The organism is Actinomadura sp. NEAU-AAG7, from assembly GCF_018603865.1.
Lineage (GTDB): Bacteria > Actinomycetota > Actinomycetes > Streptosporangiales > Streptosporangiaceae > Spirillospora > Spirillospora litoris.
The window spans coordinates 861,924-879,199 of record NZ_JAHFZY010000004.1 but is presented as its reverse complement, the minus strand read 5'-3'; the positions used below and the strand labels follow the sequence as shown (position 1 = coordinate 879,199).

The following is a 17,276-nucleotide window of genomic DNA, read 5'->3' as shown; positions in this document are numbered from 1 at the left end:
GGGCGACCAACTCCACCAACTCACCAGGGTCAGCAGCCTGGTCGCCGGTCGCCAACACCACACCCGCACCCGTGACCAGCGGCAGGAACAACTCCAAGCCCGCGATGTCGAACCCGACCGTCGTCACCGCCAGGAGGCGATCGTCTGCCGCCAGCGAGAAGCGCTCCTGCATCGAGGAAAGGAAGTTCGTCAACGCCCCATGCGGAATCACCACACCCTTAGGGCGACCCGTCGAACCCGACGTGAAGATCACGTAGGCGGGCTGTGCGGCGTTGATCTCCGGGAGTGCGACGTCGTCGGTCTCCGGAATCTCACCGACCAGTAGATGCGGAACACCCGGGACCGCGTCGCGGGTCGAGTCGTCCACCAGGGCCAGGGCCGGAGAAGCGTCCTCGATCATGAACGCGATCCGGTCCGCCGGATACGAGGTGTCGAGCGGAACGAACGCCGCACCCGACCGCATCACCGCCAACAACCCGACGACCAACTCCACCGAACGCGGCAACGCCACCGCCACCAGGTCGCCAGCACCCACACCCCGACCCACCAGGACGCGAGCCAGGGCGTCCACCCGCGCGTTCAACTCCGCATACGACAGCTCCACGCCATCGCACACCAACGCCACACCCTCACCACGACCGGCCAACAAAGACGGCACCGAACCGGGCGCAACATCCAAAGCCGTCGCGTTCCAGGCCGACACAACCCGCTCGCGCTCGGCCGCGCCCAGGACGTCGACGCGCCCCACCGGCATGTCCGGCTCCTGCGCCATCGCCTCCAGCACCCGGACGAGACGCTCGGCGTGCGCGGCGACCTCGGACGGGCTGTAGAGCGCCGGGTTGGCCTCAAGGTCGAGGCGGACGCCGCTGGCGCCGTCCGGGTCGCCGGACGCGACGATCGACAGGTCCGCGACCGGGCCCGAGGCGAGGAACACCATGTCGAGCGGGACGTCGCCGAGGTGCAGGCGGCTGAGGAACGACATCGCGTTGACCGTGGTGCCGAACAGGCCGCCCTCGCCGCCGGAGCGGCCGAGTTCGCGGGTCAGGTCCTCGGCGCGGTACCGCTGGTGCCGGAGGGCCTCGACCACCCGCGCGGACGCCTGGGCGACGACGTCCCGGTAGGTCATCGACGGGGTCACGGTCAGCCGGAGCGGGAGGTCGTTGGCGAGCATGCCGGGGGTGAACCGGGCGGTGGTGCTGGTCCGGCCGGTGACGGGAAGGCCGAGGACGATGTCGTCCTTGCCGGTCATCCGCCGCATATAGACGGCGGTGGCCGCGATCAGCAGCACCGACCAGCCGTTCAGGACGCCCTGGACGAGCCCGAGCGAAGGCGCGAGCGCGGCGGGGCGGACGTCGGCCGACAGGCGGACCGGCACCGGCGACGGCGGCGCCGTGCGGCCCGCGAGGCTGACCGGCTCGGGCTGGTCGGCGAAGGTCCGCAGCCAGTGGTCCCGGTCGGCGCGCCATTCCTCGGTGCCGCGGTAGGCGGCCTCGTCCGCGACCACCTCGGCGAGCGGGCGGAACCGGGTCGGGCGCGGCTCGCGCCCCTCCAGCAGCGATGTGTAGACGCGCGCGAACCTACGGAAGTGCAGGGCCTGCGAGTAGCCGTCCAGGACGATGTGGTGGCAGCGGAAATAGAGCACGTATTCGCCGCCGAGATCGAACAGGACGTGCCGATATAGAACGTCGCGGCCCGGCACGGCGGGCTCGACGAGATCGGCCCGCATATAGCTCAGGGCAGCGCCGAAAGGGTCGGCGGCGGACGAGAGGTCCACGCGCTCCAGCGGGTTCGGCGGGACGGGCCCGACCGTCTGCGCGATGACGCCGTCGCGCTCCTCGAACACCACGCGCAGCGCCTCGGACTCGCCGATCATCCGGCGGGTCGTCTCCTCCAGCAGCGCGACGTCGACCGCCTGGTCGAGCCGTGCGTAGCCGCCGCAGTTGTAGGCGGGGCTGTCCGGAGCGAGCCGCGCCGCCACCCAGACGCCGACCTGCGCGTCCAGGGCGTCGAGCCGGCCGTCCCCCACGTCAGACATGCGCACTTCGCCTCTCCGCGTCGCTGCCGAGTACCGCCGCGCCCGGCCGGGTCCGCGGCAGGCGTCCCCCCGGGCACACGATCACGTTGCCAGCCGTTTCTCTTCGCCATCTATACGCGAGCATCATTGGGCCGCCGCCCGAAAGCGGGCATGCCAGATCGCCCGGCGATCAATTCGGTTATGGGAAATCGCCGAATCGAACGCCGGGCGAACCGTCGACCGCCGGTCAGGCGGCGGTGACGACCGCGGCGCCGAGCGCGCCGTCCGGGTCGGCGGCGAGCACGAGGGCCGCCTCCCCCGGGTTCCGCTCCAGCACGTCCGCCAACTGGAGGGCGCTGTGCGCGCTGTAGCAGTCGCCGATCGCGTCCTCGTCGAAGCGCGGTTCGACGTCGAGCACCGAGGCCAGGCCCGCCGTCTGCGCGTCGTCGACCTCGCCCACCCCGGTCGCCCGCACGGCGGCCGTGGCGATGTCGGCGGCCGCGACCCCGGACAGCTCCAGCGCCTCCCGCACGACCCGGGAGACGGAGTCGGCGTCCACGGACCCGACGGCGCGGACCACGGTCCCCGCGAGGCGACCCCGCACCCGCCGCCCGGCGGCGGCCGCGGCCTCGGCGTCCTCCAGCACGAACATCGCCGCGCCCTCACCGGGCGTGCCGGTCGCGCGGTGGGTGCGTCCCCACCAGGCGTCCGGCGCGCTGAACTCCTCCGACGAGCCCGCGACGACGCCCTGCGCGTGCCGCGCGCGGATCATCACCTGGGCGTGGCGCAGCGCGCCGACCGCCGAGAGCGGTCCCCCGGCGACGGTCGCGTTGACGCCGCGCAGCCCCGCGCGGATGGCGAGCGCCGCGGCGGCGCAGTTCAGGGCCGCGCTGGGGAAGCGCGCCGCGTCCACCACATAGGGACGCTCCCGGTCGAAGGAGTCGACGCCGAACTCGGCGACGCCCGCGACGCTGCCGAGCGTCGTGCCGACCGTGATGCCGATCAGGTCGCGGTTGTCGTCGGTGACGGTGAGGCCCGCGTCGGCGAGCGCCCGCTCGAACGCGCCCATCGCGAGGACGGTCGAGCGGTGGTTGAACCGGACGGCCTTGCGTCCGAGCTCGGCCTTGGCGTCGAAGTCCACCAGGCACGCGGGCCCGGCGGGCGGCGCCCAGTCGATCTTGCCGCCGGCCCGGCCCTCGGCGGGTACGGCCACCGCGCCGCCCGGCCGCAGCGCGCCGACCCCGGTGATCACGATGTCGTTCACTCCACGCTCCCGAGCAGGACGATCGCGTTGTTGCCGCCGAAGGCGAACCCGTTGTTCTGCGCTACCCGGACGGTCGCGGGACGGCTCTGGTTCGGCACCGGGTCGATCCCGGGGATCTCCGGGTCCAGCGCGCGGTGGTTGATCGTCGGGGGCAGGAAGCCCTCGGCGATGCTGAGCGCGCTGGCGATCGCGCCGAACCCGCTGGCGGCGCCCATCGTGTGCCCCATCATCGACTTGATCGAGCTGGTCGGCGGCGGGGAGTCGCCGAACACCGCGCGCATCGCGGTGCTCTCCACGACGTCGTTGGTGCGGGTGCCGGTGCCGTGCGCGCAGATGTAGTCGACCTGCTCGGGCCGCACGCCCGAACGCCGGTGCGCGATCCGCGTGCAGCGGGCGATGCTGTCGGCGTCGGGCGCGGTCGGGTGGATGGCGTCGCAGGTCATCCCGTACCCGAGGACCTCCGCGTAGATCGTCGCGCCGCGTTCGCGGGCGGCCTCCAGCGGCTCCAGGACGAGCGCGACGCCGCCCTCGGCGGTGAGCATCCCGTCCCGGTCGCGGTCGAAGGGGCGGCACGCCTCCTCGGCGACCGCGCCGAGCCGGTGGAAACCGGCGTGGGTGAAGCGGGTGACCGAGTCGGCGCCGCCCGCGACACCGAGGTCGGCCTCGCCCATGCCGATCAGGTCGTAGACGTAGCCGAGCGCGTAGTTGCCCGCCGAGCACGCCGTCCCGAGGACGGTGGTCTCGCCGGTCGCGCCCAGCTCGTGCGCGACCGCGAGGCCGAGCCGCGACCCGGGGATCTGCGCGGCGGCGCGCGGGTCGGGCGGGCCCGGCGCGCCGGTGTGCCACTCCTCGATCATGTCGACCAGCGGCGCGAGTTCGCCGTTGGTCGTGCCCACCGCGATCGCGGTCCGCGCGTCCGCCGGGTCGACGCCCGCGTCGGCGACGGCGAGGCGGGCGGCCGCGGCGGCGAACTGCGACGAGCGTCCCCACTCCGCCGGGTCGATCCGCGTGAGCAGGTCCTCCGGCCGGAAGTCCGGCACCTCCCCCGCGAGGGTGTGCGGGAACCCGGTCGGGTCGAAGCCGCGGATCGGGCCCGTGCCGCTCTTGCCGAGGCGCAGCGCCTCGGTGAAGTCGGGCAGGCCGATGCCGATGTTGGACACCGGGCCCATGCCGGTGATGACCACCCGCCTCATCGGATCACCAGCCGGCGATCTCGGCGACCACCTCGTAGGTGGTCTTGAGGTTGGTCATCCGCTGCACCGACTCCTGCGGGATCTCCAGGCCGTACTTGCGTTCGAGCTGGGTCAGCAGCTCGATGGCCACCAGCGAGTCGGCGTCCAGCTCCTCGATGAAGGAGTGGGCGGACTCGACCTCCTCCGGCTCCGCGCTGAGGATGTCGGCGGTGAGGTCGCGGATCTCGGCCATGCGATCGGCCACGGTGTTCTGCATGCGTTTCTCCTAGATCAGTGCGCGAGTCCGCCGTCGACCCGCAGGACGGTGCCGGTGATGTAGGCGGCGCGGTCGGAGACGAGGAAGGAGACGGCGTCGGCGACGTCCCGCGGGACGCCGAACCGGCCCATCGGGATGTCGGCCTCGAACTTGGCGCGGGCCTTCGCCGGCATCGCGGCGACCATGTCGGACTCGATGAGCCCGGGCGCGACGGTGTTGACCCGGACGCCGCGTCCGGCGACCTCCAGGGCGAGGGACGCGCCGAGCCCGAGCATCCCCGCCTTGGACGCGGCGTAGTTGGCCTGCCCGGCGTTGCCGATGATCCCCGACACCGACGAGACCAGGACCAGCGTCCCGGCCCGCCGCTTGATCATGCCGAACATCACGGCGCGGGCGAGGTTGAAGGACCCGTCGAGGTTGGTGCGCAGCACGGCGGACCAGTCCTCGGGGGGCATGAGCGCGAGCGACTTGTCCCGCGTGATCCCCGCGCAGGAGACCGCCGCCGTCACCGGCCCGAGCTTCTCCTCGGCCGCCGCGACGAACTCCTGGACGGCCTCGAAGCCCGCGACGTCCACGGCCTGGTGGTGGACGCGGCGTCCCAGCGCCTCGATCTCGGCGGCGGTGTCGGCCGCCGCGCCGACGTCGCTGCGGTAGCAGAAGCCGACGTCGAACCCGTCGCGCGCGAGCTGCACCGCGATGGCCCGCCCGATACCCCGCGAGCCGCCGGTGACCAGCGCGCACGGCGCGCCGTCGGCGGATGCACTTGCCATGTTGCGGACCCTCCCGGATCTGATGCGGCCCGGATGTCGCGGCCCCGATCTGATGCGGCCCCTCCCGGTTCAATCACTGGCCCGGAGCCTCGCAGTGTCCGCTATGGCGCTCCTATACGATTCCTCCCAGTTCCTTGATAGACCGCCGCCTTACGCTCGGGCCCTGCCGTCCCGCTTCCTCGGGGCGAAGGGGAGGCGGAACCGTGGTCGACTACGACGCGATCGTCATCGGGGCGGGCAACGCCGGGCTCACCGCCGCGGCGACCCTCCAGCGGGCGGGGGCCCGCACCCTGCTGGTCGAGCGGCACAACGTCCCCGGCGGGTGCGCGACGTCGTTCCGGCGCGGCCGGTTCGAGTTCGAGGTCGCGCTGCACCAGCTCTCGGGCGTCGGCGAGGAGGGGCAGGCGTTCTCGCTGCGCGGGCTGTTCCACCAGCTCGGCATCGCCGACCGGCTCGAACTCGTCCGCGAGGACGACCTCTACCGCGCCGCCGTCCCCGGCCGCTACGACGTGACGCTGCCCGCGAGCTGGGACGGCGCCGCCGACGCGCTGGAGGAGGCGTTCCCCGGCAACCGCGCCCGGGTCGAGCGGTTCTTCCGGCTGCTGAAGGAGGTCGTCGCCGGGTACAACGCCGTGCTGCGCGGACGTCCCGCGCGCAGGATCAAGCCGGAGGTGTTCCGGCAGGGCCTGCGCCCCTTCAAGGACGTCCTGGACGAGCACTTCGACGACGAGCGGATCAGGTCCGCCCTCGGCGCGTACTGGCACTACCTGGGGCAGCCGCCGTCGCGGGTCACCTTCCAGGACCTCGCGCAGATCCTCGTCATGTACATCGGGTTCAAGCCGTGGCACATCCGCGGCGGCTCGCAGGCCCTGTCCTCGGCGATCCTCGGCGCGTTCCTGGACGCGGGCGGCGAGGTCCGCTTCAACACGACGGTCGAGCGCGTCCTCACCGAGGGCGGGCGCGCGGTCGGCGTCCGGACCGACGACGGGGCGGAGGCGACCGCGACCGACATCGTCTCCAACGCCTCCCTCCCCCTCACCTACGCGATGCTCGACCCCGCCGACGTCCCCGCCGCCGCGCGCCGCGACCTCGGCAGCCGCCGCGTCGGGGTGTCGGCGTTCGTCCTGCACATGGGCCTGGACGCGACGCCGCGCGAACTCGGCTTCACCGCCGCGACGAGCTTCCTCGCCGCCGACACCGACGACGACCGCACGTTCGCGTCGATGCGCACGCTGGAGGGCGCGCGCGGGATCTGCGCCACCGCCTACGACGTCCACCCGATCGGCTTCGCGCCGTCCGGGGCGAGCCACGTCAGCCTGCTCACGCTCCAGTACGCCGACGCGTGGGACGCGGTGCGGCCCGCCGACTACGCCCGCGCCAAGTTCGCCTACGCCGAGACCGTGCTCGACCTCGCCGAGTCGGTGACGCCCGGCATCCGCGACGCCATCGAGGAGGTGGACGTCGCGACGCCGCTCACCCTCACCCGCTACCTCGGGCACCCGGGCGGCGCCATCTACGGCTACGACCAGGACGCCACCGAGGGCCCGCTGTTCCGCGACGCGAGCCGGACGCACGTGCCCGGCCTCCACACGGCCGGGGCCTGGACCGGCGTCGGCGGCTTCCAGCCGACCCTGGAGGCCGGGGCGCGGCTCGCCCTCCGGCTCCTGCACGCACGCGCCGCCTGAGGATCGATGGAGCACCGATGACGCGTCCCACCGCCGAGCTGTACGACGGATACGACCAGGTCAGAGCCGAGATCGACGCGCGCCCGCCGGACCGGCGCGACCACGCGGGCCAGACCCGCCGCCGGATCGACGCCTTCCACCCGAGGCGCCTCGCGCTCGCCGTCGCGGAGATCGTCGTCGAGACGCCGACGACCAAGACCTTCCGCATGCGGCGGCCGGACGGCGGCGACCTGCCGCCCTTCCTCGCGGGCCAGTACGTCACGCTGTTCGCGGACGGCACCACCCGCCCCTTCGCGATCTCCTCCGGGCCGGGGACGCTCGACCGCTACGACCTGACCGTCCGGCGCGTGCCCGGCGGCCGGATCAGCAACCTGCTCCTCGACACGCTCAAGGTCGGCGACACGCTCACCAGCACCGGCCCGATGGGCACGTTCCACCACAACCCGCTCTTCCACGGCGAGGACGTCGTGTTCCTCGCCGGGGGGTCGGGCGTCGCGCCCGCCATGAGCATGATCCGCGACATCACCGGGCAGGGGCTCGCGCGGCGGCTGCACCTGATCTACGGGTCCCGCTCGTCCGACGACGTGATCTTCGCGGCCGAGCTGGCCGCCGTCACCGGGGCGCACCGCAACATCCGCGTCGACCATGTCGTCCAGGACCCGGCCCCGGGCTGGACCGGGCGCACCGGCCTGATCGACTCGGCGGCCATCGCCGCGCTCGCCGGGCCCCTCGGCGGTCGCATGGTCTACGTCTGCGGCCCGCAGGCCCTCTACCCGCACGCCCTCCAGCAGCTCACCCGGCTGCGCCACCCGCGCCGCCGGACCCGCTTCGAGGCCAACGGCGCGCCCGCCCGCCCGCAGGACCAGCCGCACTGGCCGCGGGACCTCCCGCCGGAGGAGGAGGTGACGGTCACCGTCCGCGGCACCGCCTTCCGGACCCCGCGCGGGCGCCCCCTCCTGGACGCGCTGGAGGACAACGGCGTCCGCCCCGAGTCGGCGTGCCGGTCGGGCGAGTGCAGCCTGTGCCGGGTCCGCGTGCTGAAGGGCGAGGTGCACAGCGCCGAGGAGGCGCGGCTCCGGATGGCCGACCACGCCTCCGGCCACGTCCACAGCTGCGTCGCCTACCCGCTCACCGACGTCGAACTGGACCTCTAGGCGGACCGCCGGCTCAGTCGCGGAAGCGCCACCGGGTCGCGCCGTAGGGCTCGACGGTCGCGACGCCGACGGCGGTGTGGATCCCGATCCGGTACAGGTACCAGGGCGGCGGGCCCGCGCTGGGCGCGCTGAACGGCGCGGTCAGCGCGTCGCCGTCGACCCGCGCGGGCCAGCCGTCCTGGTCGTAGGACGCCGCGGCCCGCTCCAGCGTCGCGCCGTCGGTGACCCGCGCGGCCTCGCCCTCGACGACCAGGTCGAGGCCCTCCAGCCGCACCGAGTACACGCAGGCCGGGTTCGCGGCCAGGTTGCGCGACTTGCGGGTGCCGGGCCCGCTGGTGAAGTAGAGGTCCTCGTCCAGCCAGAGCGCTCCGATCCCGGCGGCGTGCGGACGGCCGTCCGGCCTGGTCGTCGACAGGAACGCCGCCGTGCTGATCTTGGACAGGTCGACCTTCAGCCGCTCGTGCGCCCTGCTCCAGGGCAGCGGCTCGTTGCCGTAACGGTCGAGGTTGGTGGTCTCGACGGGCTCGCTGACGCCCATGTGATCGCCTCCGGTCGTGTCGCCGTTCACAGGGAATGGACCATCCTCCGACCGGAAACTCATCGGCGCCGGAGCGGAGCCGGTGCGATCGGTCCTCGCGGTCAGGGCTTCCGCGCGACGCCGCAGTAGGCGTCGGCCGAGCCGGGCGGGTCCAGCGGGCTCGGGTCGGGCCGCCACAGCGGCAGCGGCACCACGCCGGGCTCCACCAGGTCGAGGCCCGCGAAGAAGGCCGCCACCGTGTCCGGGTGGCGCAGCCGGTAGGGGACCGCGCCGGTGTCGTCGTAGCCCTGCTGGGCCTCGATGAACGCCTGGTCGGTGGCGGTGCCGTCGTACAGGACGAGGTAGCTCCCGGACGGCAGCGCCGCCAGCAGCCGCCGCGCGATCGACAGCGCCTCCCCGTCGTCGGCCACGTGCCCGAGGATGCCCATCAGCATCAGCGCGATCGGCTCGTCGAAGTCCAGGTAGGCCCGCGCGCGCTCGATGATGCCCGCCGGGTCGTGCAGGTCGGCGTCGATGTAGTGCGTGGCGCCCTCCGGCCTGCTCGTCAGCAGCGCCCGCGCGTGGACGAGGACGAGCGGGTCGTTGTCGACGTAGACGATCCTGCTCTCCGGCGCGGCGCGCTGCGCCACCTGGTGCGTGTTCTCCTCGGTCGGCAGGCCGGTGCCGATGTCGAGGAACTGGCGGACGCCGCGCTCGGCCGCCAGGTACCGGACGGCGCGGCCGAGGAACTCCCGCGACAGCCGCGCGAGCACGGTGATCGCGGGGAATGTGCGGGCGTACTCCTCACCCGCCTCCTGGTCGACCGCGAAATTGTCGCTGCCGCCGAGCCAGTAGTTCCAGATTCGTGCCGAATGGGGGACGCTGGTGTCGATTTCCGCCATCAGTTCTCGTTCGGCGGCGGCGAAGAACTCCTCGTTGCTCATCACGCATCGTGACCTTTCGGGCGCAGGCGCCGGGGGTGCGGAGGCTCAGCACCCATCAGACCAGATCGCCGATGCGGGGGAAACGGTTACCCGTCCGTCGCCCAGGGCCTGTCCAGCATGCGGCGCAGGCGTTCGACCGTCTCCTCCTCCGGCCACGCGGAGATCGCGAGCCGGCCGAACGCGTGCACGAAATAGTCGACGTCATTTGATTCGTGCGGATAAAGCCCGTACGCGGGATGCTCGATGTAGACGAGATACGGATGGTGCCGTTCGGGAAGCTGCATGATGGTGATAGGGCCCTCGGTCACCGCGTGCTCGGCCGATTTCGCCGGAACCAATTGAAGGGTGATATGCCGAAGGCGCGCGAGTTCGATGAGCCGGGCGAGTTGGCCGCGCATCATGAACGAGCCGCCGGGCGTCGTGCGCAGCGCCCGCTCGTCCAGCAGCACCCAGAGCTGAGGCGGGTCGGGCCGGTGCAGGATCTCCTGGCGCCGGCGGCACAGCTCGACCCTCCGCTCGCGCCGCCTCCGGCTCGCGCCGGGGAGGTCGGCGCCCGCCATCTCGTGCGCGTAGTACGCGGTCCGCAGCAGCTCGGGGACGCGGTCGGGGGCGTAGATCCGGATCACGCTCAGCTCCGGCTCCAGTGTGAGGCGGATCTCCTCGTGGCCGAGGACGACGTCGCCGTAGGGCCGCCACCACGCCGGTCCGCCGCGCCGCCTGGCCTCGGCGAGGAGCCGGAGGCGGGCGACGGCCATCCGGGCGCCGGGGCCCGGCAGGGCGTCGCAGGCGGGCGGGGGCGCGGGCGGGGCGAGGCGGGCCCGTGCCCCCTCGGCGACACCGGCGACCCCGGCCGCCGGAGCCGGTCGGGGGCGCGGTGGCCTGCCCACCGCGTCATGGTGCAGGCGCAGCTCCTCCAGCGTGATCGGCTCGGGGCCGTCCGCGCCGCGCCGCTCGGCGATCTCCGCGAGCGTGGCCCACAGCGACGCCACCAGATCCCACCGGCGAATGCGCGAGTATTTGCCCTGCATGAGCTCGTGCGCGCTCGATTTCGGCAGGTGCCCGACGGTGACGCCGCGCACCGGAAGCGGGCGCTGGGCCAGCTTCGACGACACCCTCGCGATCTCGTAGTAGGAGGGTCTGCCCGCGAGATATCGGTTGTACGCCAGGGCGGCGATCACCGTCTCGTATCCGTTTCCACGATGGTCGTCCGGCATGTCGTCGATCCGTTTCATCGTCGCCGCGTCCGTGCGCCGGCCGTCGCTGACATGATCCCAGTGGGGTCGCCACGAGTTATGTCACACGACGCAATTCATCCCGATCGGGTGCGGCGTCCCGCCACTGCCCGCTCAGGGTAGCCCGCCCCGTCGTTCACCGCAGGCCGGTCATCCTCGGACGCGATTCGGATACTCTCGGGTATATCCGAATGTGTCCGAAAGCCGGTAATTCTCCTAACCACACGAGGGTCGTCCGGCATTGTGGGGAACCCGATGCTGACGCACCCGCGGCACTGTTGAAATGGAGGGAAATGCCTTCTATGAGCAACCGGTGCGGCGGCGCCGGGATCATCCCGCCGCCGGGCGCACCTGTGGCTTCCCTGACGCGAACCGGAGGAGATCCCCCATGCCCACCCTGTTCCGTGCCGCGCACGTCCTCTCCATGGATTCCAGCGTCGGGGACCACTCCCCCGGACAGGTCCTGGTCGAGGGCGACCGCATCGGCGCCGTCGGCGCGACCGTCGTCCCGCCCTCCGGGACCGAGGTGGTCGACCTCCCGGACGGGATCCTGCTGCCGGGCTTCGTCGACTCCCACCGGCACATGTGGGAGGCGCTGCTCAGAGGCATCGCGCCGGGCCACAGCCTGGACGACTACCTGTCCGACGTCCTCGGACGGCTCGCGCCCGCCCTCGGCCCGCGCGACCTCCACCTCGGCACCCTGCTCAGCGCCCGCGCCGCGCTCGCGTCGGGGATCACCACCGTCCAGGACGTCTCGAACGTGCAGGAGAGCCCGGAGATCACCGACGCGGTCATCGCCGCGCACCTCGAATCCGGCGTCCGCACCGTGTTCGCCTACGGCCGGAGCTTCCCGGGCCTGATGCGGGACGGCTTCGCGCTGCCCGGCGACGTGCGCCGCGTCCGCGCCGACCTCCTGCCCGCCGCGAACGGCCTGGTCACCATGGCCCTGGTCACCGAGGGAGGCGACGACGACGTCGAGCGCCGCAACGCCGGGCTCGCCCGCGACCTCGGCCTGCGCGCCGCCCGGCACCTCTCGGTGGGCAAGTCGGTCGCGCGGCTGCGCGACATCGGCGCGCTCGTCCCCGGAACCACGTTCATCCACGCCAACGGGGTGGACGAGGGCGAGCTGGCGATCATCGCCGACTCCGGCGGCGGCGTCTCCGTCTCGCCCGCCGTCGAGTTGACGATGGGCCACGGCTACCCGATGACGTCAGCCCGCCACCACGTCCCGATCACGCTCAGCACCGACGTCGAGGTCACGGTGCCCGCCGACATGTTCACCCAGATGCGCGCGGCCTACCAGGCGGGACGGCACGCGGAGCACGGCGTCCACGACCGGCCCGGCCTGTCGGTGCGGGACGTCCTGCGCATGGCGACCCTCGCCGGGGCCCGCGTCCTCGGCCTGGGCGAGCGCACCGGCTCGCTGACCCCGGGCAAGCGCGCCGACCTGCTGGTCCTGCGTGCCTCCCGCGCCGACGTCGCCCCCGTCCTGGATCCCTACAGCACGGTCGTCCTGCAAATGGATCGCGCCCACGTGGACACCGTCCTGGTGGACGGCCGCACGCTGGTCCGGAACGGCCGCCCTCTGACCGACGACGCCCCCCTCCTCGGCCAGGCGGCCGAGGCGATCGCGCGCCTCAGGGAGCGCGCCCCCCTGCCCTAGGCCCGGCCCCCGGGCCGCGTGCGCCGAACGCGGACACGCCGACCCCGGTGAGCGCCAGCGTCGCCGCCGTCGAGCCGAGGTCGAACAGGCGGCCGATCACCAGGTCTCCGGCGAAGGCGGCGCCGCCGACGGCGAGGAAGACCGCCGCGACCAGCAGCGCGCCCACGGTCCCGGCGCCGCCGAGCAGGACGAAGCCGAGCGCGCGCACGGCGCAGGCGATCGCGCCGGTCCGGCGGGCGCCGAGCCGGTCGGTGACCGCGCCGACCGGCGGCAGGAGCGCGTACTGGAGGCCGACCCGCACGCCGAGGACCAGCCCGACCGTCCCGGCGAGCAGGCCGAGGTCGTGCCTGAGGTGCGCGACGAGGTGCGCCGTCACCGCGAAGAAGCCGAGGCACGCGGCGAGTTGGACCGCGACGACCGTCACGACCACCCGCCGGCCTGAGGGGTCGGTGTCGGTGGCGGGCGGGGCGGTGGTGGCGACGGTCACGGACGAAGCACACCAGAACGGCACGCCGGCCAGCGAACCGATCATGGTCGGGCGGCTCGCCGCGCCGCCGCGCTCAGCCGAGGAAGTCCAGGAGGTGGCGGGCGGTCTCGGCCGGGGCCTCCTCCGGGAGGAAGTGGCCGCACGGGAGCGCGGCCCCCCGGACGTCGTCGGCCCAGGTCCGCCAGATCTCCAGCGGGTCGTACCAGGCGGCCACGGCCCCGGTCGCGCTCCAGAGGGCGAGGACGGGGCAGGCGATGCGGTTCGTGCCCCGGTCGGCCTCGTCGTGGCGGTGGTCGAGGGTGGCGGCGGCGCGGTACTCCTCGCAGATGGCGTGGACGGTCGCGGGGTCGCGGAACCTCGCGGCGTACTCGGCGCGGACGGCGGCGGGGAAGGCGTCCGGCGCGTCCGACCAGGAATCCAGCATGTGGTCGACGAAGGTCTCGGGCGCGCCCGCGATCAGCCGCTCGGGGACGGGTGCGGGCGCCGCCAGGAACGACCACACCCAGTAGCCCAGGCTGAAGTCCATGTCGGCGCGGCCGAACGCCTCGCCGGTCGGGACGATGTCGAGCACGGCCAGGCGGTCGACGGCGGCGGGGTGGTCCAGCGCCATCCGGTAGGCGCAGCGCGCGCCGCGGTCGTGCCCGACCACGCCGAACCGGTCGAAGCCCAGGGCGCGCATGACCTCGACCTGGTCGCGGGCGATCTCGCGCATGGCGTAGGGGGCGTGGTCGGGTGTGCTCGGCGGCGTCCCGCTGTCGCCGTATCCGCGCAGGTCGGTGGCGACGACGGTGTGGCGTTCGGCGAGCGCGGGCGCCACGCGGTGCCACATCAGGTGGGTCTCGGGGATGCCGTGCAGGAGGAGGACCGGGGGGCCGTCGCCGCCCCGGCGTCCGTGGATCGTCGTGCCGGTCGTGGTGATGTCGAACTCGGTGAAGCCCTCGAACATCACTCCATGATGGGGGCTCGGTCGGCGGTCGCGGCCCGCCGGGGCCGCCGGGCGCCGCCCTCGTCCAGGAACCAGGTGATCGTGCGTTCTATACCGTCCTCGATGTCGGTCTTGGGCGACCAGCCGAGCGACTGCGCGGCGCGTTCGATGACGGGACGGCGGCGGGGCGGGTCGTCCTGCGGGAGCCCGTGGTGGCGGATCGGCGAGGTCGAACCGGTCATCCGGCGGACGATCGACGCCAGCTCCAGCACGGAGTACTCCTGCGGGTTGCCGAGGTTGACCGGGCCCGGCTCGGTCGAGTCGATCATGGAGAGCAGGCCGCGGACGAGGTCGTCCACGTAGCAGAAGCTCCGGGTCTGGGAGCCGTCGCCGTGGACGGTGAGGGGCTCCCCCGCCAGCGCCTGGGAGATGAACGTGGAGACGACCCGGCCGTCGCCCGCGTCCATGCGGGGGCCGTAGGTGTTGAAGATGCGGACGATCCCGGTGTCGACGTCGTGGGCGCGGCGGAACGCCGACGTGAGCGCCTCGGCGTAGCGCTTCCCCTCGTCGTACACGCTGCGCGGCCCGATCGGGTTGACGTTGCCCCAGTACTCCTCGGGCTGGGGATGCAGGGCGGGGCTTCCGTAGACCTCGCTGGTGGAGGCGAGGACGAAACGGGCCCCGTGCCGCTTCGCGAGCGAGACGGCGTGCTCGGTGCCGCGGCTGCACGTCCTCAGGGTCTGCAACGGGCGCAGGAGGTAGTCGGGCGGGGAGGCGGGGCTCGCCAGGTGGGCGACGGCGTCCACGGAGTAGTCGATGTCCAGCCCGAGTGCGACGTCGCGTTCGACGAAGACGAAGGACGGGTCGGCGATGAGGGATTCGATGTTGGAGAGCTTTCCGGTGCTGAGGTCGTCCACGCACACGACCTGGTCGCCGCGTTCCAGCAGGGCCTCGCACAGGTGCGAGCCGAGGAACCCGGCGCCGCCGGTGACGACAACGCGCATTGACGCTCCTTTCGTGATGCGGAAGGACGCGGCGTTCACACGCAGGTGACGGGGCCCCGGGAGACCCGCCGGGCCTCGCGGAGGACCGCGTCCCGGTAGGGCTCGCCCAGCCGCGCGACGGGCGGCAGGACCACGCACCCGTCCACGCCGCCGTCCGGGTGGGGAAGGGCGAGGCCGACCAGCGGCGACGCCTCGGCGGGGCCGTCGAACATCGCGGTGACGGCGGGGTCGCGGACGGCGCCGTCCGCGTCGAGTTCGGCACCGATCACGAGGAGGTCGGTGCCCTTGGAGGGGCCGCGCACGACGCCGGGGACGCGTCCGGCGGGGACGCAGCGGCGCACGCTCTCCGCGAGGTCGAGATAGCGCTCGTTCGCCTCGTACATGCCGAAGGCGCGGAACGACTCGACGTCCAGGGACGGCCATTTGGAGAGGAAGTAGGTGCCGTTGCCGTCGAAGCTGACGGTGTTGGCGGCGTTGTCGCGGGGATGGGGCAGGTGCAGGCCGAAGACGTCCGGTGCCATCGTGATCGGGGTGCCGGTCGCCTGGATCCGGTAGCCCCACTCCTGGTCCTCGATCCCCCAGCCCCGGAACCCCTCGTCGAAGAGCAGGCCGTGGGCCCGGACGAGCGCGGCGGGCAGCGCCACGAAGCCCGACCAGACGAGCGTCCAGGGCAGGACGACCGGGTCCACGCGGCGGCGCGGATCCGGCGGGGCCTCGCGCGGGTCCAGGTCCGCGAGCACCTTCCGGTAGTGGTCGAAGGGTTCCAGCTCGTCGCCGCCGGACCGGCGGCTGCTGTACCCGATGGACTGGCCGAGGACGCAGATCTCGTCCTCTTTCGCGAAATAGCGCTCGTAGAGGTTCTCCAGCGTCGCGGCGGGGAGCGCCACGTCGGCGTCCAGGGTGACGATCACCCGGCCGGACGCCTGCCGGATCGCGAGGTTGCGGGCCCGGCTGACGTTCCACGGCTCGTCCGACAGCACGGAGCGGATCGTGAGGCGGTCGGCGAAGCGGGCGCAGAGCGCGACGTACCCGGTCGAGTACTCCAGCGCGCCGACGACGACCTCGAACCGAGAACGCTCCATCGTCTGCTCCGCGAGCGAGGCGAGGACGATCTCCAGCGTCCGCGGGCGCTGCTTGAACGGGATGACGATGCTGATGTCCACGGGTTCCTCGCGGTCCACCGCGCCTGTGCGGTCCACTGCCCCTCCTCGCCGCGACGGCCTCACCCGGCGGCGGCGGGCGCGGCCGGGGTCTCGATCAGGTTGGACACGCCGCCGAGGTAGTAGCGGACGGTGGGCAGCCCCGTCGGGACGATCCCGACCTCGTTGTTGAGCAGGACCTGGAGGAGCTTGTCGTCGGGCGCCATGTTGTTGGCGTGGTCCTCCTCGCTGTAGGTCTCGGGGATCGGGTGGTCCATGAGGACGTCCCGCCGGATCAGCCAGGAGCTCTGGTCGACCAGGTAGACGGGGTCGCCGGGCTCGATCACGGTGCTCGGGCGCCAGGTCTCGCGCCGGACGGGGTCGGCGCGGTCCATCAGGTGGTTGGTGCCGCGGATCCAGACGCCGCGGTCGCACATCATGTTGTAGATGCGGGCGGCCTCGTCGAGGTCGCGGTGGCGCGCGGTGTGCCACAGCTCGTCGAGGTAGGGCGAGCCGTCGGGGAACAGCATCTTGCGGCCGGAGTGGACGGCGCGGGCGCCGCTCGCGCGGGCGGTCCGCATCAGCGTGCGCAGGTGGTCGGGCTCGTACTCGTTGTCGTCGTCGAGGTAGGCGACCCACGGGGTGGAGGCCGTGCGGGCGCCCTCGTTGAACAGCCGCGCCTGACGCGGATAGGTGTAGCGGCGCTCGTGCGGCAGCCCGACCTCCTCGGCGGGACGGCGGACCAGGTGCGGCACGACCCGCAGCCCCGGCCGGGACGGCGCCTGCTCGGCGGTGGGCACCGAGTCCGCGTCGTCGTCGATGACGATGACGTGCTCGATCTCGCCCTCGTAGTCCTGGGCGCGTACCGAGTCCATCGCGCGGCGGAGCATCTCCGGGCGGCGGCGGGTGAGCGTCACCACCGATATCGGGTCCAGCGGCATCGGGTCATCCTCCTCGGGGGCACCCCCCGGCTCATGCGGGGGGCGCGGCACGGACATGTCCCACTGCCCTCATGGTGCCAGGCAAGGC

General features: G+C 73.1%; 16 protein-coding genes. 3 read left to right on the top strand and 13 right to left on the bottom strand.

What is annotated here, in order from left to right:
- From KLI87_RS22725 to fabG, 5 genes are all read right to left on the bottom strand, one after another.
- Window positions 1-2,035 (bottom strand): condensation domain-containing protein (locus KLI87_RS22725; RefSeq protein ID WP_214618568.1); only part of this gene is annotated, 2,035 nt, incomplete at its 3' end.
- A gap of 226 nt (window positions 2,036-2,261) precedes the next feature.
- A complete protein-coding gene (locus tag KLI87_RS22720; RefSeq protein ID WP_214618567.1) occupies window positions 2,262-3,278 on the bottom strand; it encodes a beta-ketoacyl synthase N-terminal-like domain-containing protein in 1,017 nt (338 codons plus the stop codon).
- Window positions 3,275-4,471 carry a beta-ketoacyl synthase gene (locus tag KLI87_RS22715; RefSeq protein WP_156215880.1) on the bottom strand — a complete coding sequence of 399 codons (1,197 nt, stop codon included), beginning with the start codon at window positions 4,469-4,471 and terminating at the stop codon, window positions 3,275-3,277. The genes KLI87_RS22720 and KLI87_RS22715 overlap by 4 nt, the downstream gene beginning before the upstream one ends.
- A gap of 4 nt (window positions 4,472-4,475) precedes the next feature.
- On the bottom strand, window positions 4,476-4,727 hold the full coding sequence (locus KLI87_RS22710) for an acyl carrier protein (RefSeq protein ID WP_156215879.1): 252 nt from the start codon (window positions 4,725-4,727) through the stop codon (window positions 4,476-4,478).
- A gap of 14 nt (window positions 4,728-4,741) precedes the next feature.
- Entirely contained in the window at window positions 4,742-5,497 is a 756-nt protein-coding gene (gene fabG, locus KLI87_RS22705) for a 3-oxoacyl-ACP reductase FabG (RefSeq protein WP_214618566.1), read from the bottom strand.
- A gap of 203 nt (window positions 5,498-5,700) precedes the next feature.
- Between fabG and KLI87_RS22700 the strand changes: the two genes are divergently transcribed.
- Window positions 5,701-7,182, top strand: coding sequence for an NAD(P)/FAD-dependent oxidoreductase (locus KLI87_RS22700; RefSeq protein ID WP_214618565.1), 1,482 nt, complete (start codon window positions 5,701-5,703; stop codon window positions 7,180-7,182).
- 17 nt (window positions 7,183-7,199) lie between these two features.
- A complete protein-coding gene (locus KLI87_RS22695; RefSeq protein WP_214618564.1) occupies window positions 7,200-8,336 on the top strand; it encodes a 2Fe-2S iron-sulfur cluster-binding protein in 1,137 nt (378 codons plus the stop codon).
- A gap of 13 nt (window positions 8,337-8,349) precedes the next feature.
- Here the strand turns inward: KLI87_RS22695 and KLI87_RS22690 are convergent, their stop codons facing one another.
- The 3 genes from KLI87_RS22690 to KLI87_RS22680 all read right to left on the bottom strand — a co-directional run bounded on the left by KLI87_RS22690 (window position 8,350) and on the right by KLI87_RS22680 (window position 11,029).
- Window positions 8,350-8,874 carry a pyridoxamine 5'-phosphate oxidase family protein gene (locus tag KLI87_RS22690; protein ID WP_156215875.1) on the bottom strand — a complete coding sequence of 175 codons (525 nt, stop codon included), beginning with the start codon at window positions 8,872-8,874 and terminating at the stop codon, window positions 8,350-8,352.
- 101 nt (window positions 8,875-8,975) lie between these two features.
- Entirely contained in the window at window positions 8,976-9,797 is an 822-nt protein-coding gene (locus KLI87_RS22685; protein WP_156215874.1) for an SAM-dependent methyltransferase, read from the bottom strand.
- Window positions 9,798-9,883: 86 nt separating this feature from the next.
- A complete protein-coding gene (locus KLI87_RS22680; RefSeq protein ID WP_214618563.1) occupies window positions 9,884-11,029 on the bottom strand; it encodes a DUF5753 domain-containing protein in 1,146 nt (381 codons plus the stop codon).
- A 388-nt stretch (window positions 11,030-11,417) separates the two neighbouring features.
- Here KLI87_RS22680 and KLI87_RS22675 point away from each other — a divergent pair, with 388 nt between their 5' ends.
- The gene (locus KLI87_RS22675) at window positions 11,418-12,692 is read left to right on the top strand and encodes an amidohydrolase family protein (protein ID WP_173390704.1); all 1,275 of its coding nucleotides are present in this window, start codon (window positions 11,418-11,420) and stop codon (window positions 12,690-12,692) included.
- Here the strand turns inward: KLI87_RS22675 and KLI87_RS22670 are convergent.
- The 5 genes from KLI87_RS22670 to KLI87_RS22650 all read right to left on the bottom strand — a co-directional run bounded on the left by KLI87_RS22670 (window position 12,667) and on the right by KLI87_RS22650 (window position 17,188).
- Complete coding sequence (locus KLI87_RS22670) at window positions 12,667-13,179, bottom strand: hypothetical protein (protein ID WP_214618562.1); 513 nt, start codon at window positions 13,177-13,179, stop codon at window positions 12,667-12,669. The two genes, KLI87_RS22675 and KLI87_RS22670, sit on opposite strands and share 26 nt — an antisense overlap.
- Window positions 13,180-13,252: 73 nt before the next feature.
- Window positions 13,253-14,125: an alpha/beta fold hydrolase gene (locus KLI87_RS22665; RefSeq protein WP_214618561.1), complete on the bottom strand. Its 873-nt coding sequence runs from the start codon at window positions 14,123-14,125 to the stop codon at window positions 13,253-13,255.
- Window positions 14,125-15,108, bottom strand: a complete 984-nt coding sequence (locus KLI87_RS22660; RefSeq protein WP_214618560.1) for a UDP-glucuronic acid decarboxylase family protein — start codon at window positions 15,106-15,108, stop codon at window positions 14,125-14,127. The genes KLI87_RS22665 and KLI87_RS22660 overlap by 1 nt, the downstream gene beginning before the upstream one ends.
- 35 nt (window positions 15,109-15,143) lie before the next feature.
- The gene (locus KLI87_RS22655; RefSeq protein WP_308166125.1) at window positions 15,144-16,307 is read right to left on the bottom strand and encodes a glycosyltransferase family A protein; all 1,164 of its coding nucleotides are present in this window, start codon (window positions 16,305-16,307) and stop codon (window positions 15,144-15,146) included.
- A gap of 23 nt (window positions 16,308-16,330) precedes the next feature.
- On the bottom strand, window positions 16,331-17,188 hold the full coding sequence (locus tag KLI87_RS22650) for a glycosyltransferase family 2 protein (RefSeq protein ID WP_214618559.1): 858 nt from the start codon (window positions 17,186-17,188) through the stop codon (window positions 16,331-16,333).
- Window positions 17,189-17,276: the final 88 nt, after the last annotated feature.